The sequence below is a fragment of the Pararhizobium arenae genome (genome assembly GCF_001931685.1).
Lineage (GTDB): Bacteria > Pseudomonadota > Alphaproteobacteria > Rhizobiales > Rhizobiaceae > Pararhizobium > Pararhizobium arenae.
This window is the reverse complement of sequence record NZ_MOOY01000007.1, coordinates 287106-302278: the sequence shown is the minus strand read 5'-3', so window position 1 is coordinate 302278 and position 15173 is coordinate 287106. Positions and strand designations below refer to the sequence as shown.

The window sequence follows — 15173 nt, the reverse complement described above, 5'->3', positions numbered from 1 at the left end:
GTCGGGCATCTTCCCCTCAAGGGGGGAGATCAACTGGGGTTCGCCTCTCGCTCCCGATCTCCCCCCTTGAGGGGGAGATGTCAGCAAAGCTGACAGAGGGGGGTGATGCGGCAGATGTTAAGTCCGTTCACTCGCTCAAAACCCGCCGAAATGCCGGATTGCCATCACCACCAGCCAGCCGGCCAGCAGCATCCAGAGCGAGCTGAAGCGCAGGCCGACGAGGAAGGCGACGGCCATGGAGGCTGTGGCATCCCAGCCGCCATAGACGAAAGCGGGCGCGACCAGTGTGGTCAGAACGGCTGCCGGGACGGCATTGAGTGCCGCCTCCATGCGCGGCGGGATGCGCTTCATCTGGGTTATCATCACATAGCCGCCAATGCGGGTGATGAAGGTGGCAACGGCCGCCGCGAGGATGATGTAGATAAGGTGCATGTGATCGGCGGTTTCCATCGTCCTAAACCTCATGCTCCAGCGTGACCGGCTCTTCGGCCGGCGTCTTCAGCGGCAGGCAGGCGGCGAGAATGACGCCGGCTATGGCACCGATGCTGACATGCCAGGGCGAGCCGACGAAATGCATGGCACCAACCGAAGCGGCGGCGCTGACCGCAACGACCGGCAGCCAGTGGTCACGCTTGCGGAAACCCAGAACCAGCCCCATGAAATAGATCGGCAACAGCACATCGAGCCCAATCGCCTTGGGATCGCCGATCATCTGGCCAAAGATCGCGCCGATCAGGGTCATGATCTGCCATGGCACATAGATGATCGTTCCGAAACCAAGATACCACGCGAAGCTGACGGCTAGACCGCTCTCCCCGCGCTTTTCCGTTTCCGCATATTGCGGATCGGTCAGCAGGAAGAAGGTGACGAATTTCTGCAACGGCGTGAAGTGGCCGATATAGCGGGCAATCGATGCCGAATAGAGGATGTGGCGGAAATTGACCGCGAGGATCGACAGCACGATCAGCCAGGGCTGGACCCTGTGATTGAAAAGCTCGATTCCGACCATCTGGCTGGCGCCGGCATAGACGGTGAGGCTCATGAAAACGGCATCGAAGATCGAAAAGCCGTTATCGATGGCAAGCGCCCCAAACAGCGCACCGAAGGGCGAAGCCGCCAGCATGATCGGAAATCCGCGACGGACACCCTGTAGAAATTCGTCTTTGGACATGAGGACGGTTCCAGAGAAGACGGACACCAGACTCAACGCCCTGCCCTGTCGTTATGAAGGGCCGGAGATAGGGCGATCTTCTTCAAGCGACAATTGAATAAGTTTGATGAAGCGATCCGTTTCGCTGATGCTGCGGGACGGCGGCGGGGTGGTGAGCAGGGACAAGCGCCGAACGTTGTCGTCCTCTCTCCCCGCTCGCGGGGAGAGAGGCAAAACTCTCATCCTTTGAGAGGTCGGATGATTCCGCCCCTCATCCGCCCTTCGGGCACCTTCTCCCCGCAAGCGGGGAGAAGGAAACAATCACCGCTTGAGCTGGAACGTATGCTCCGGCCCGGGGAAGCTGCGGGCCTTGACCTCGGCGGCATAGGTGGCGAAAGCTTCGCTCATCAAAGGCGCGAGATTGGCGAAGTGCTTGACGAAGCGCGGCTTGAAATCCGTGAAGATGCCGAGCACGTCATCCACCACCAGCACCTGGCCGTCGCAGGCCGGCGAAGCGCCGATGCCGATGGTCGGCACCTTGACCTGGGCGGTGATCTCGCGCGCTACGGGCTCGACCGTGCCCTCGATGACGATGGCGAAGGCACCCGCCTCCTCGATCGCGGCGGCATCCTTGCGGATTTTCTCGACTTCCTTGTCGTTGCGGCCGAGCGAACGGTAGCCGCCCGTTGTGTTGATGAGCTGCGGCATCAGGCCGACATGACCGAGCACGGGAATGCCACGCTGGGTGAGGAAATGCACCGTTTCGGCCATCTCACCGCCGCCCTCAAGCTTCACCGCCGAACAGCCGGTTTCTTTGAGCACACGGGCCGCCGTCTCGAATGCCTGTTCCTTCGACTGCTGATAGGAACCGAACGGCAGATCGACGACGACACAGGCATTGGACGAGCCGCGCATGACGGCCTGGCCATGGGCAATCATCATCTCGACGGTGACGCCGACGGTAGAATCAAGACCGTAAAGCACCATGCCGAGGCTATCGCCGACGAGCATGAAATCGACGTGCGGATCGAGAAGCTTGGCGACCGGCGTGGTATAGGCCGTGAGACTTACGATGGGGCGCTCGCCCTTGAGTGCCTTTATATCGGCCGGAGCCAGGCGCCGCTTCGCTGCATGTACACTCATTCAAGCCACCTTTGAGAAATTCGCAAGTTTCGGGTCGATAACCCTGTTGTCGAGCAGTTTCGTGCTCCCGAAGCGGACAAAAAGCAACAGAAGAACCGGCTTTTCGCCAATTTCACTCACAATTCGCAGCGTTTCCGGATCGCGGATCGCGACCACCTCGGGCTTCGCCAGCGGCTCTGTATCGATGAATTCGGTGATCGCCAGTTCCAGTGCACCGACGTCGTTGACGCCCTCGGCAATGAGGCGGGAAGCCTCGTCCAGCGCCTTCGGGACGATGACTGCCGCAGCGCGCTCCTCCGGCGTCAGATAGACATTGCGCGACGAGCAGGCGAGACCATCTGCCTCCCGCACCGTCGGCACGCCGATGACCTCGACCGGTTGCGCCAGATCGGCGACCATGCGACGGATCAGTTGCAACTGCTGAAAATCCTTCTCGCCAAAGAAGGCGCGGTCCGGCTGGACGATGTTGAACAGCTTGGTGACGACCGTCGCCACGCCGGCGAAATGGCCGGGGCGGACGGAGCCTTCAAGCTCGTTGCCGATGGTCGGCACATCGACAACCGCTTCCATGGGGCGCGGATACATATCCGTGACGCCGGGCGCGAAGAGAAAATCGACACCGCCTTCGACAAGCATCGCCTGATCGCGCTCGAGATTGCGCGGATACTTCGCCAGATCCTCGTTTGCGCCAAACTGCAGCGGGTTCACGAACAGGCTGACGACAACGATATCGCTGGATGCACGCGCGCGCGACACAAGTTCCATATGGCCGACATGCAGGTATCCCATGGTGGGCACGAGCCCGATGGATTTGCCGGCAAGCCGGAGAGGCGCAAGGCGCGCACGCAATTCAGCGATGGTGGTGATGGTTTCCATAACCGGATCCTCCAATCCGTCTTCCGGCAAAGGACAATGCCGGACCTGCCGCTCTCACGACGATGCGCGGCGACAGGCGGGCATGTCCTAGCGCGTGCACTGCAAAAAGACAATTCCGCGATTGCACAAAGACGAATGCTAGGATGAGGCTATTTTTCGCTCGATGGCGCCGAAGATGGTGTGGCCGGCGCTGTCCTTGGCCTCCAGCCGCAACAGATCACCGGCAGCGAGCGATGTCGTGACCGCCGGCGCTCCCAGATCGACGATGCTGCCGGCACCGAGCGCGCGATGCTTCACCTGCGCCGCCACAACATCGCCAAAGCCGTGCCGCCCCTCGTCCCCGCCTCGTACCGGCTTGACGTTGACGCTGAGCGTGAGCGCAAGGCCGGAAACCTCATCCGGCGTCACGGCGACGGGGGAAAAGGCCGTTTCGACCTGCTCGCCATCCACTGAGACCGTCGCCGCCAACATTACCAGAACCACCGCCTCGCTGGCCTTTGCCGCATCGGAGCCGGCTGCGACATCATCGACGATCACCACGCCATGGGCATCGACAGTGATCTTGCCCGAGGCGGCGGAAAGATCATCGCGCGGTGCGGCGAAATAACCGCCGAGAGCGGGCCCGAAGGCGCGCGGCAGGGGCGAGGCCGCATCATGTTCATGGAAGCGCATCGTCGGCTGAGAACCGGTCTCCAGCCCCTGGGCGACCCGCTCCAACCGCGGGCCGACATGGGCCCAGTCATCGAGGGCGGCCTGCAAGGTTCGGGCGATGTGCCCCACCTCCGAGCAACGGGTCAGGTCCTTGGAGACGACAACGAGCCGTCCATCACGGGTGGAATCCTTCAAGGTGGCAAGCTTCATGAATGTTTCCTCGGTTGGCGGCATCTCTGCGGATGCCTGCCCTGCATAGTGACATCATGAATGGCCTCTGTCGCCAGCGATTTTCGATGCCGCTACGGATACTTGCGGCGGCATCGACATAGGTTTTCACCCAAACCTGACAAGGTTTAGCGCGGGAAGCGGGCCGCCGGGAAACTGGACCAGCCTGCCACCGACGGAGAGGGCACCAAGATCGATGCCGAAGAAGCCGAGGCGCTCGATCAGCGCGGCCACATCTGCCTTTGCGGCGGCGGCATCTCCCGAGAAGAACAGGACGCGGCGGCCACCCTCGGCGGCGGGATCCCCTGTGAGAAGATGTGGCTGGAGGTGGTTGAAGGCCTTGACCAGCCGCGCGCCGGGAACGAGATCAGCGACGATTTCGCTGGAGAGGCGACCGTTGAGCTCCGCCGGTTTGAACAGCGGGGCCTCGATCGGGTTGTTCGCGTCGATGACGATGCGATTGTTCCAGGCGGGCAATCCGGCAAGCGCCTCGGGCAGCTTTGTCCAGTTGACCGCGACAAGGACGATATTGGCCGATGCCGCCTCCTCGACCGTGCCGGCCTTGATGTGCGGCTTGAGTTCGTTTGCAAGGCCGGAAAGCGATGCCGGGCCGCGGCTGTTTGCGATGGTGGCGGCGATGCCCTTGCCGGCAAGCGCGCGGGCGAAGGCGGAACCGATATTGCCGGAACCGATGATACCAATGGTCATGATGTGAGTTCCTTTGCTGGGCGGAGACAGCGTCTCGTCGCCGGTTGCCATGGATGTGGGGGATGCGGGGACCGGCGGGCTCATGCCCGCCGGTGCGGGCCATCAGGCCGTGAAGCCGCCGTCTGCGACGATATCGGCGCCGGTGACGAACGCCGCTTCGGGGCTGGCGATATAGGCAACGACGCTTGCGATCTCGTGCGGCTTGCCGTAACGGCCGATGGCCATGCCGGGACCAACGATCTGGGAGACCGGGCCGCCGTCCGGGTTCATGTCGGTGTCGGTCGGGCCGGGATGCACGGTGTTGACGGTGATGCCGCGGGGCCCGAGATCGCGCACGAGACTGCGGTTGAAGCCGGCGGCGGCGCCCTTGGTCAGTGTGTAGAGCGAGGCCGTCGGGAACGCGGCGTAGCGCACCATGGAGGAGCCGATATGGATGATGCGGCCGCCCTCCTTCATGTGACGGCTCGCCTCCTGCGTCGCGACGAAGACACCCGTGACATTGACCGCGATCATGCGCTCATAATCTTCGAAGGAGATATCGCCGATCGGGCCGCCAAGGGCGATGCCGGCATTGTTGACGAGGATATCGATGCCACCGAGGCTTTCGACGGTCTTGCCGACGGCGGAGCGCACCGCATCGGGGTTGCCGGCATCCGCCTGGATCGCGATGGCCTTGCCGCCGCCCGCTTCGATGTCCGTGACCACTGCCGCCGCCTTGTCCGGGGAGCCGTGATAGGTGATGGCGACGGCAGCACCGTCTGCGGCCAGACGTTTGGCAACAGCGGCGCCGATGGAGCGGGAACCGCCCGTGACGAGGGCAACCTTGCCTTCAAGGGAAGAGGTCATGTGTATTACTCCGTTTGGTGTTTCGATGGAGTAGATATCGCGCCATTATTCCCTTATGATTAGTCGGTAATGATTTTCATTAAATTCAAGTGATCGTTGAAAATGGAAACGCTGGCAAACCTCGAATCCTTCGTCCGCAGCGCCGAGACGGCAAGCTTCTCGGCGGCGGCCCGCCGGCTTGCGCTGACGCCTGCGGCGGTCAGCCGGAACGTCGCCATGCTGGAAAAGAACCTCGGTATCCGGCTCTTCCAGCGCAGCACGCGCAAGCTGACGCTGACCGAAGAGGGCGAACGTTTCCTTGAGGCGATCCGCGACAATCTGGAGGGGTTGCAGGCGGCGATTTCAGGGGCGTCCGGAGAAGTGGGCGAACCGGCCGGCGTGCTCAAGGTCAGCCTCAGCCCGAATTTCGGCATCGACCATATTCTGCCGATCCTGCCGGGCTTTCTGGCACGCTACCCCGCTATCCGGGCGGACTGGATCTTCGAGAACCGTCAGAGCGACCTGATCGCCGAAGGGCTTGATGCGGCAATCGGCGGCGGTTTCGATCTGGCGCCGGGCATCGTTTCGCGCACGCTTGCGCCGGCGCATCTGATTGCGGTTGCCTCTGCCGACTATATGCGGGGGCGCGTGAACCCGCTCGATCCATCAGGGCTTGCAGCGCTCGACGGCATCGTGATGCGCGCGACGCGGACCGGGCGTATCCGGCGGCGGACGATGCGCAACGTGGCAGGTGACGAGGTTATGGTGGAGATGAAGGAAAGTCTCGTCTTCAACGATCCGGCCGCCATGGTGCGCGCGGCTCTGCTGGGGCTTGGGGTGACCATCGTCACGGTGCCGGATGCCCTGCCCCATCTGGAAAGCGGCAGGCTCGTGCGCGTATTGCCGCAATGGTATGCCGATGCCGGGCCGATCTCCATCTACTATGCCAACCGGACGCTGCTGCCGGCACGCACCCGCGCCTTCATCGATTTCGTCGCCGAACACTTCCGGCGCAAGCGCCTGGCGGAACGCTTCGCTGGAAGCCTGGGTTAGGGTCAAAACCGAGGAAAGCTTTTCCGCCGTAAGTTACCTGGTTACCCACCGATCAGCGTAAACCAGCCGTCCTCGTCGGTGGTTTCAACGCCGAGTTCGCGGGCCTTTTCAAGTTTCGAGCCGGCGCCGGGGCCGGCGACCAGCAGGTCCGTTTTCTTGGAAACGGAGCCCGCCACTTTGGCGCCGAGCCTTTCGGCCATGGCCTTTGCCTCGTCGCGGGTCATCTTTTCCAACGATCCGGTGAAGACCACCGTCTTGCCGGCGACGGGGCTCGACGTTGCGACGGGAGCTTCGGCGTCAAGAGGCGTTACTTCGCGCTGCAGGCGCGAGACGACATCCATGTTTCGCTCTTCCTTGAAGAACTCGACGATGGCGCGCGCGACGACCTCGCCGATGCCGTCGATGGTGTTGAGATCGTTCCAGGCTTCAGAACCCGGCACGGCCGCAGCCGCCATCGCCTCGGAAAAGGCGGCATAGCTGCCATAGGAGCGGGCAAGCAACTTTGCCGTGGTTTCACCGGCATGACGGATGCCGAGCGCATAGATGAAGCGATGCAGCGCAATCTCGCGGCGGCTGTTGATGGCGTCGAAGAGTTTCCTGACGCTGACCTTGCCAAAGCCGTCGATGTTTTCAAGCTTTGTGAGCGAGGCCTCCTGACGCGCTTGCAGCGTGAAGATATCCGGCGCTGTCTTGATCGAGAGAGCCGGATCGTCCGCCTCGAAGAAGAAATCGATCTGTTTGGAGCCCAGGCCCTCGATATCGAAGGCATTACGGGAGACGAAATGCTTCAGGTGCTCGACAGCCTGCGCCCGGCAGACGAAGCCGCCCGTGCATCGGGTGACGGAATCGAGCTTGCCGGTCTTCTCATTGCGTTCGCGCACCGCATGACTGCCGCAGACGGGGCAGATTTTCGGAAACTCGTAGCGCACAGCGTCTGACGGTCGCTTTTCCATGACCACATCCAGCACCTGCGGGATCACGTCCCCCGCCCGCTGGACGATGACGGTATCGCCGATACGGATATCGTGGTCCGGCTCGCGAATGCGCTCGCCGCTGTTGCCGATGCCTTCGATATAATCGGCATTGTGCAGCGTCGCATTGGTGACGACGACGCCGCCGACGGTGACGGGCGTGAGCCGGGCGACCGGGGTCAGCGCGCCGGTGCGACCGACCTGGATGTCGATGTTTTCAACGGTCGTGAAGGCCTGTTCGGCCGGGAATTTGTGCGCCGTCGCCCAGCGGGGCGAGCGGGAGCGGAAGCCGAGGCGCTGCTGCAGGTCTAATTGATCGACCTTGTAGACGACGCCATCGATATCATAGTCGAGATCGGGGCGCTTCAGACCGATCTCATTGTAATGCTCGATGATCGCCTCGACGGAGGACAGCCGCTTCATCAGCGGATTGACCGGGAAACCCCATGTCTTGAAGGTTTGCACCATATCGTACTGCGTCTTCGGCAGATCGTTCGGCTCCGAAATTTCACCCCAGGCATAGGCGAAGAATTTCAGCTTGCGGCTGGCGGTGATCGTCGGATCGAGCTGGCGCAGCGAGCCCGCGGCCGTGTTGCGCGGATTGACATAGGTCTGCCTGCCCTCGGCTTCCATCTGGGCATTCAGCGCGAGAAAGTCGCTCTTTCCCATATAGACTTCGCCGCGCACTTCGACGACGGGAGGCACGCCGGGCGGAAGGGTGTCAGGGATTTCCTTGATCGTGCGGATATTGGCGGTGACGTTTTCGCCTGTCGTGCCATCGCCGCGGGTGGCGGCGCTGACGAGCTTGCCGTTTTCATAGCGCAGCGACATGGAAAGGCCGTCGATCTTGGGCTCGGCAGTAAAGGCAATGGAATTGTCCGGCAGGCGGCCGAGGAAGCGGTAGACGCTGTTGATGAAATCGCGCACGTCCTCGTCGGAAAACGTGTTGTCGAGAGAGAGCATCGGCCGGGCGTGGACGATCTGCTGGAAGATGCCAGAAGGCGCCGCACCCACCTTCTTCGAGGGACTGTCGGTGCGGACGAGTTCGGGGAAACGCGCCTCGATCTCCTCGTTGCGCCGCTTCAGGGCGTCGTAGTCGGCATCCGAAATCTCCGGCGCATCCTTGCCGTGGTAGAGCGCATCGTGACGGGCGAGTTCCTTCGCCAGACGCTCCAGCTCGGCTGCGGCCTCTTCCAAGGTGAGATTTTCAACGGCGGTCGACATTGCGGAGACTCCTCGAATGCGGGAGTGGTTTTAGAGGAAAATGGGGGGATGGGAAGAGGGCTTTGTGGTCATTGCTTCCGCACGCAACTTGCGCTTCCACCACAAATCCATGCCGCAGGCCGTACTATTTTTCGTCAGCCATGCTGGAAATAAAACGACGTTGCGACGCACTGTACACTTTATAAATAAAGACAGCCGATGCGGTTACAAAAAATGGCGTCCCCACACACAGTAAAACAAATGCAAAACCGGGCGATTTTATTGAATCGTAATCTACGACAAATCTAACGTACAACAGCCCCATACCTGTCAGTATAAACAGGATGGTCGCTTTCTCATCAGCTTTTGAAAACTTCCAAAAAATAAGGGCCTTGGTAAACACGCTCAAAATTAAGTCTCCACATAACTCTGAATGCAGCTCCCTACCCGTTCCCCGCCAGCAGCCGTGCCGCAGCCGCCCTCGCCTCTTCCGTGACGGAAGCGCCGGCGAGCATGCGGGCGATCTCCTCGGTGCGGGCCTTGTCGTCCATGCGGGCAACGCGGGTGGCGATGGTTTCGGATTTTTCAGTCGTCGGCCCCTTGGAAATCAGCAGATGGGTTGCGGCGCGGGCTGCAACCTGCGGGGCGTGGGTGACGGACAGCACCTGCACCTTGTCCGACAGGCGCTTCAGCCGCTGGCCGATCGCATCCGCCACTGCGCCGCCGACGCCGGTGTCGATTTCGTCGAAGACGAGGGTCGGAGCCGAGCCGCGATCGGCAAGCGCCACCTTCAGCGCCAGGAGGAAGCGCGAGAGTTCGCCGCCGGAGGCCACCTTCATGATCGGGCCCGGACGGGTTCCGGGGTTCGTCTGGACGTGGAACTCGACGATATCGATGCCTTCGGCGGCCGCATTGGCGGGATCGCTGGAGACCTCGACCATGAAGCGCGCCCGCTCCAGCTTCAGCGCGGGAAGCTCGGCCATGACCGCTTCGGACAGGGCCGTGGCGGTGTTGTGGCGCTTTTCCGAGAGAAGCTTGGCGGCGGAATCGTAGACGGATTTCGTCAGCGTCAGCTGGCCTTCGAGCTGCTTCAGCTTTTCTTCGCCGGCATCGAGATCGGCGAGATCGGAAATCATCTTGACGGCAAGCGCCGGCAGGTTGGCGACCGGAACCGAATATTTGCGGGCAGCGGCGCGCAGGGCGAACAGACGCTCCTCGACCCGCTCCTGCTCCTTCGGGTCGTATTCCGTCTTGCGCAAGGCAGTTTCGACCGCCATTTGCGCGTCTGAAAGATGATTGAGTGCCGTGTCGAGGTATTCCACGGTCTCTTCTAGCAGACCCGGTGCCTCGTGGCTCTTGCGCTCCAGCCGGCGGACCAGCGAGGCGATCAGCGGCACGGGTGACGCATTGCCGTTCAGGAACTCGCTGGCTTCGTTGATATCGACGGCGATACGCTCCGCCTTCATCATGGTGGCGCGGCGTTCGGCCAGTTCGTCCTCTTCGCCATCCTGCGGCGACAAGGTTTCAAGCTCTTCAACAGAGGAGCGCAGATAATCGGCTTCGCGGGCGGCGGCTTCCACCTTTTCGCGGTGCTTTCGCAGGGTCCGTTCGGCATCCTTCCAGACGCGGTAAAGCTCGGCCACACCCAGCGCCTCCTCGGCGAGGCCACCGAAGGCATCCAGCAGCGTGCGATGCGCGTGGGTATCGACAAGCGCGCGGTCGTCGTGCTGGCCGTGGATCTCCACAAGCAGTTGGCCGGCCTGGCGCATGAGCTGCACGGAAACCGGCTGGTCGTTGATATAGGCCTTGGTGCGGCCGTCGGTGTTCTGCACCCGGCGGAAGATCAGGTCGCCGTCGTCATCGATACCGTTGTCGCGCACGAGCAGCCGCGCGGGATGATTGCCGGCGACGTCGAACACCGCCGTCACCTGCCCCTTGTCGCCGCCATGGCGCACGAGGGAACCATCGCCGCGGCCGCCAAGGGCCAGCGAAAGACTGTCGAGAAGAATGGATTTGCCCGCACCGGTCTCGCCGGTCAGCACGGAAAGGCCGGTCTCGAAGGAAAGATCAAGCCGTTCGATCAGGACGATATCGCGGATCGAGAGCTGTGAAAGCATCCGGTTTCAGTTCTCCCAGGGCCCGGTCTGTGAAGATTGAGCTTCAAACCAAGGCCAGTTGCGGCCGCAAACTGCCGCAGCCAAGCCCGATTCGCAACAGGGTAACGGCAGGCCGCCTCAGGCGCCGATCAGCCTCTTGCCGGCACGCGAGAGCCAGGAACCCGAGTTTTCACGCGGCTCAAGCCCGCCGGTCTGCAGGAGCTTGTAGCTGTCGGCGTACCATTGGCTGTCCGGGTAGTTGTTGCCGAGAACCGCGGCCGCGGTCTGCGCCTCGCTCACGATGCCCATGGCGAAATAGGTCTCGACGAGGCGTGCGAGCGCTTCTTCGATCTGGTTCGTGGTCGGATACTTCTCGACGACGGTGCGGAAGCGCGTCACAGCCGCAAGATATTCCTTGCGCTCCAGATAGTATCGCCCGACCTGCATTTCCTTGCCGGCGAGCTGGTCCTTGGCGAAACGGATCTTGGCCTGCGCATCCTCGACATATTCCGAGTCCGGGTAGTTATCGACGACCTTCTGCATGGCTTCGATGGTGTTCTGGGCCGGCTTCTGGTCCTGCGTGACCGACGGGATCTGCTTGGAATAGGCAAGACCGACGATATACTGGGCGTAGGCGGAATCTTCCGACTGCGGGTAGAGATTGAGATAACGGTTGGCCGCGTTGATCGCGTCCTGGTTCTGGCCATTGCGGTAGGCAACAAAGGCCTTCATCACCAGCGCCTTGCGTGCATATTCAGAGAACGGATGCTGCTGATCCACCGCATCGAACTTGCGGGCCGCTTCCGTCGTCTTGCCGGCCTGCAGGTTGGCGAGGCCCTGATTGTACAGGACCTCCGGCGGGTCGGTTTCGGCGGTCAGCTTCGTGATGTCGATGTCGGGATCGTTCTGGCACGATGTCAGCAACAGGCCGGTTATCGATGCTGTAAGCGCGATTGAAGCAACGCGCGCCATCTTCTTCATGTCAACCTGGCCTGCAAATACCATTAGAAAATCCCACTTGTGCGCCGGTAAGGCAACCGCCGCCTATGAACCGCGTTTTAGATCAAGATGCAACACGCCCGCAACGTCATGATCAGCGAATAACGCAATTTTGTGGCAGGCATCTTGCGAAAAAGCCGGCAAAAAGCCGGCTTTTCGTATCTCTTTGAATGCAACGCACCTTTGGCGTCGAAAAACGATTACTGCGCGCTGGCAGCGATCGCTTCACGAACGGCTGGACGCTGACGCTGCGGCGTGCTTTCGACGATCTCGTAAGCCGTCGGATCGCTCATCAGCGCCTTCAGGGCGTTGGCGTTCATCTTGTGGCCACCACGATAGGAACGGTAGCAGCCGAGGAACGGCATGCCGGCGAGCGCAAGGTCGCCAACGGCGTCAAGCGTCTTGTGGCGCACGAACTCGTCCTTGGCGTAGCGCAGGCCCTCGACATTGATGACCGTGTTGTCGTCGGAGATGACAACCGAGTTTTCAAGCGAGGAGCCGAGACCGCGGCCGGCGGCCCACATCTTCTCGACATCTCGCATGAAGCCGAAGGTACGGGCACGCGACAGCTCGTTCTTGAAAGCCGAGGGGGTCATGTCGCCCTTCCAGGACTGGCGGCCGATCAGCGGGCAATCGAAATCGATCTCCACCTCGAAGCGCATGCCACCCTCATAGGGAACGAACTCCGACCAGGAAGCGCCCGATTCGATGCGAACCGGCTTCAGGATTCGGATGTAACGGCGCTTGGTGGCAAGCGCGCGGATACCGGCCCGCTCGAAGGCTTCGATGAACGGCGCGGAGCTGCCGTCCATGATCGGCATCTCGGCGCCCTGCACTTCGATCAGCAGGTTGTCGAGGCCAAGCGCGTAGATCGCAGCCATGACGTGCTCGATCGTTGCGATGAAGGTTGCCGGCGTGAAGCCGAGGATCGTGCAGAGATCAGTGTTGCCGACTTCGGAGGACACGGCCTTGTATTCGCTGACGACGGTGTCGCCGTTCATGCGCTGGAAGACGATGCCGCTATCGGCTTCGGACGGATGGAAGGTGATGGAAACTTCGCTGCCCGAATGCACGCCAATACCGGACAATGTGACGGCGCTTGCGATCGTCGTCTGAAAACCAAGCTGCCCAATTCCAAGTACCATGCTCTTTGCCTTATTATGCGCGGCGGCCGCATCAGGGACCGCCAGTCAGAATCTCAGCGGGACCGAAGCCTTGGCCATAAGAAACCCACGATCGACAACGCCTTCGCGCTGCCAGCCGGATCATCTCAAGCCAGCGATAGATGAAATCGCATGTGCCCCTATAGTCCCGACTCTCAACATAATGGCCTGCGAGCGCCAAACCAAATCACTGTTTCTTTCGGTTTGTTACGCAATCGACACATGGAATTAGACCATGAAAACATTGATCAATTCATAAAAAATGCCCGGGCGTTAACCCGGGCATTCGGCAAGGTGGAAGGTGGGTAGAAAATCAGTTCGACTGACGGCGCAGGAACGCCGGGATTTCGAGCTGATCGTCCTCGTGAGCGCGCGGCTGCGGAGCAAGCCGGGCACGATCGTCGAGAGATGCCCGACGCGGTGCATAGACGCTGGCTTCCGGCGACAGCGGACGACGCTGCTGGGAAGCCGCCGTCGGCGCACCGGCGGTCATATCCGCGGTAACGGCGTGACCTTCCTCGTCACGACGCCCCAGCGAATTGGTGATCCGCTTCAACAGACCCATCGGACCACGATCTTCCTGCGGCGCCGGCTGAGCGCGATGCTCGGCTTCGGCCTTCACCATCGGCGGAAAGTCTTCGACCTTCGGCATGCGGGCCTGCTCGGCCTGCTGACGAATAACCGGAGCGACAGGCTCCTGGCGGGCGACGACGGGTTCCTGACGGAGAACCGGCTGCGGGGCCGGCTGCTGCACAGGCATTTCGACCGGACGCTGGGCAACCGGAGCCGGCTGCGGTGCGACCTGTTCGACGGGGGCAGCGCCGGCAAAAAGACGGCTCTGCGGGCGGAATTCTTCCTGCGGCTGGGCGACCGGAGCAGCCGAACGGGCGTGATTCTGCAAGAACAGTTCGCGCTCGAGTTCTGCTTCGCGGATGGCCTTGGCGATCGCGTCGGCATCCGAAGTCGGCTGAGGCGCAGGCTGCGCTGCAACCGGAGCCGGCTGAACCTGGGCCACGGTCGGCTGCTGGACCTGTACCGGAGCGGCCGGGATGGCGGCCGACGGACGGACGATCGGCTTTGCGGCTGCTACCGGGCGAAAGCTGGCGGAACGGTCAGCCACCTCCGCGGCCGTGCGGTCGATGCCGGTCGCGACAACAGAAACGCGGATCAGGCCTTCGAGTTCTTCATCGAAGGTTGCGCCGAGGATGATGTTGGCGTCCGGATCGACTTCTTCACGGATGCGGGTTGCAGCTTCGTCGACTTCGAAGAGGGTGAGGTCACGGCCGCCGGTGATCGAGATCAAGAGGCCCTGGGCGCCCTTCATCGAGGTTTCGTCGAGCAGCGGGTTGGCGATCGCGGCTTCCGCAGCGGCCATTGCGCGGCCTTCGCCGGATGCTTCGCCGGTGCCCATCATGGCGCGGCCCATCTCGCGCATCACCGAACGGACGTCGGCGAAGTCGAGGTTGATGAGGCCTTCCTTGACCATCAGGTCGGTGATGCAGGCAACACCCGAATAGAGAACCTGGTCGGCCATGGCGAAGGCGTCCGCGAAGGTCGTCTTGTCGTTGGCGATCCGGAAGAGGTTCTGGTTCGGGATGACGATAAGGGTATCGACCGACTTCTGCAGCTCGGCGATGCCCTGATCGGCGAGACGCATGCGACGTGCGCCTTCAAACTGGAACGGCTTGGTGACAACGCCGACGGTCAGGATACCCTTGTTGCGGGCAGCCTGAGCCACGATCGGAGCGGCACCCGTGCCGGTGCCGCCGCCCATGCCGGCGGTGACGAAACACATGTGGGTGCCCTGCAGGTGATCGATGATCTCGTCGATGCACTCTTCAGCGGCTGCACGGCCGACTTCCGGCTGCGAGCCTGCGCCGAGACCTTCGGTGACCTGCACGCCCATCTGGATGATGCGTTCGGCTTTGGTCATGGTCAGCGCCTGGGCATCCGTGTTGGCGACGACGAAATCGACGCCCTGGAGGCCAGCGGTAATCATGTTGTTGACGGCGTTGCCGCCGCCGCCGCCAACACCGAAGACGGTGATGCGGGGCTTCAGCTCGGTGATATCCGGCTTTTGCAAGTTGATAGTCATGGTACCCGTTCC

14 protein-coding genes are annotated in these 15173 nt (G+C 62.0%); 1 reads left to right on the top strand and 13 read right to left on the bottom strand.

Annotated elements, in window-relative coordinates; genetic code table 11:
• Positions 1-135: 135 nt before the first annotated feature.
• From BLX89_RS17470 to BLX89_RS17440, 7 genes are all read right to left on the bottom strand, one after another.
• Entirely contained in the window at positions 136-450 is a 315-nt protein-coding gene (locus tag BLX89_RS17470; protein ID WP_075292232.1) for an AzlD family protein, read from the bottom strand.
• Positions 451-454: 4 nt separating this feature from the next.
• Positions 455-1171 (bottom strand): AzlC family ABC transporter permease, encoded by a 717-nt coding sequence (locus tag BLX89_RS17465; RefSeq protein ID WP_075292231.1) that lies wholly within the window; start codon positions 1169-1171, stop codon positions 455-457.
• A gap of 300 nt (positions 1172-1471) precedes the next feature.
• Entirely contained in the window at positions 1472-2293 is an 822-nt protein-coding gene (gene panB / locus BLX89_RS17460; protein ID WP_075292230.1) for a 3-methyl-2-oxobutanoate hydroxymethyltransferase, read from the bottom strand.
• Entirely contained in the window at positions 2294-3169 is an 876-nt protein-coding gene (panC, locus tag BLX89_RS17455) for a pantoate--beta-alanine ligase (RefSeq protein ID WP_075292229.1), read from the bottom strand.
• A 138-nt stretch (positions 3170-3307) separates the two neighbouring features.
• A complete protein-coding gene (locus tag BLX89_RS17450) occupies positions 3308-4030 on the bottom strand; it encodes a fumarylacetoacetate hydrolase family protein (RefSeq protein ID WP_075292228.1) in 723 nt (240 codons plus the stop codon).
• Between the two features lie 126 nt (positions 4031-4156).
• Positions 4157-4756 (bottom strand): NADPH-dependent F420 reductase, encoded by a 600-nt coding sequence (locus tag BLX89_RS17445; protein WP_245292850.1) that lies wholly within the window; start codon positions 4754-4756, stop codon positions 4157-4159.
• Positions 4757-4858: 102 nt separating this feature from the next.
• On the bottom strand, positions 4859-5602 hold the full coding sequence (locus BLX89_RS17440) for a 3-oxoacyl-ACP reductase family protein (RefSeq protein WP_075292226.1): 744 nt from the start codon (positions 5600-5602) through the stop codon (positions 4859-4861).
• A gap of 102 nt (positions 5603-5704) precedes the next feature.
• On the opposite strand from BLX89_RS17440, the gene BLX89_RS17435 reads away from it, so the two are divergent.
• Positions 5705-6634 carry a LysR family transcriptional regulator gene (locus BLX89_RS17435; protein ID WP_075292225.1) on the top strand — a complete coding sequence of 310 codons (930 nt, stop codon included), beginning with the start codon at positions 5705-5707 and terminating at the stop codon, positions 6632-6634.
• Between the two features lie 41 nt (positions 6635-6675).
• Here the strand turns inward: BLX89_RS17435 and ligA are convergent, their stop codons facing one another.
• The 6 genes from ligA to ftsZ form a co-directional block, all read right to left on the bottom strand.
• Positions 6676-8829, bottom strand: coding sequence for an NAD-dependent DNA ligase LigA (gene ligA / locus BLX89_RS17430; protein WP_075292224.1), 2154 nt, complete (start codon positions 8827-8829; stop codon positions 6676-6678).
• A gap of 124 nt (positions 8830-8953) precedes the next feature.
• Positions 8954-9217, bottom strand: a complete 264-nt coding sequence (locus BLX89_RS17425) for a hypothetical protein (protein WP_075292223.1) — start codon at positions 9215-9217, stop codon at positions 8954-8956.
• Positions 9218-9251: 34 nt separating this feature from the next.
• Positions 9252-10925 carry a DNA repair protein RecN gene (gene recN / locus BLX89_RS17420; protein ID WP_075292222.1) on the bottom strand — a complete coding sequence of 558 codons (1674 nt, stop codon included), beginning with the start codon at positions 10923-10925 and terminating at the stop codon, positions 9252-9254.
• 117 nt (positions 10926-11042) lie between these two features.
• On the bottom strand, positions 11043-11909 hold the full coding sequence (locus tag BLX89_RS17415) for an outer membrane protein assembly factor BamD (RefSeq protein ID WP_075292221.1): 867 nt from the start codon (positions 11907-11909) through the stop codon (positions 11043-11045).
• 194 nt (positions 11910-12103) lie between these two features.
• On the bottom strand, positions 12104-13048 hold the full coding sequence (gene lpxC, locus BLX89_RS17410) for a UDP-3-O-acyl-N-acetylglucosamine deacetylase (protein WP_075292220.1): 945 nt from the start codon (positions 13046-13048) through the stop codon (positions 12104-12106).
• Positions 13049-13379: 331 nt separating this feature from the next.
• Positions 13380-15161, bottom strand: coding sequence for a cell division protein FtsZ (gene ftsZ, locus BLX89_RS17405; protein ID WP_075292219.1), 1782 nt, complete (start codon positions 15159-15161; stop codon positions 13380-13382).
• Between the last annotated feature and the right edge of the window lie 12 nt (positions 15162-15173).

Excerpts from the sequence above, each read along its gene's own strand:
- BLX89_RS17470 (WP_075292232.1), bottom strand. The coding sequence starts at position 450 with ATGGAAACCGCCGATCACATGCACCTTATCTACATCATCCTCGCGGCG.
- BLX89_RS17465 (WP_075292231.1), bottom strand. The coding sequence starts at position 1,171 with ATGTCCAAAGACGAATTTCTACAGGGTGTCCGTCGCGGATTTCCGATC.
- panB (WP_075292230.1), bottom strand. The coding sequence starts at position 2,293 with ATGAGTGTACATGCAGCGAAGCGGCGCCTGGCTCCGGCCGATATAAAG.
- panC (WP_075292229.1), bottom strand. The coding sequence starts at position 3,169 with ATGGAAACCATCACCACCATCGCTGAATTGCGTGCGCGCCTTGCGCCT.
- BLX89_RS17450 (WP_075292228.1), bottom strand. The coding sequence starts at position 4,030 with ATGAAGCTTGCCACCTTGAAGGATTCCACCCGTGATGGACGGCTCGTT.
- BLX89_RS17445 (WP_245292850.1), bottom strand. The coding sequence starts at position 4,756 with ATGACCATTGGTATCATCGGTTCCGGCAATATCGGTTCCGCCTTCGCC.
- BLX89_RS17440 (WP_075292226.1), bottom strand. The coding sequence starts at position 5,602 with ATGACCTCTTCCCTTGAAGGCAAGGTTGCCCTCGTCACGGGCGGTTCC.
- BLX89_RS17435 (WP_075292225.1), top strand. The coding sequence starts at position 5,705 with ATGGAAACGCTGGCAAACCTCGAATCCTTCGTCCGCAGCGCCGAGACG.
- ligA (WP_075292224.1), bottom strand. The coding sequence starts at position 8,829 with ATGTCGACCGCCGTTGAAAATCTCACCTTGGAAGAGGCCGCAGCCGAG.
- recN (WP_075292222.1), bottom strand. The coding sequence starts at position 10,925 with ATGCTTTCACAGCTCTCGATCCGCGATATCGTCCTGATCGAACGGCTT.
- BLX89_RS17415 (WP_075292221.1), bottom strand. The coding sequence starts at position 11,909 with ATGGTATTTGCAGGCCAGGTTGACATGAAGAAGATGGCGCGCGTTGCT.
- lpxC (WP_075292220.1), bottom strand. The coding sequence starts at position 13,048 with ATGGTACTTGGAATTGGGCAGCTTGGTTTTCAGACGACGATCGCAAGC.
- ftsZ (WP_075292219.1), bottom strand. The coding sequence starts at position 15,161 with ATGACTATCAACTTGCAAAAGCCGGATATCACCGAGCTGAAGCCCCGC.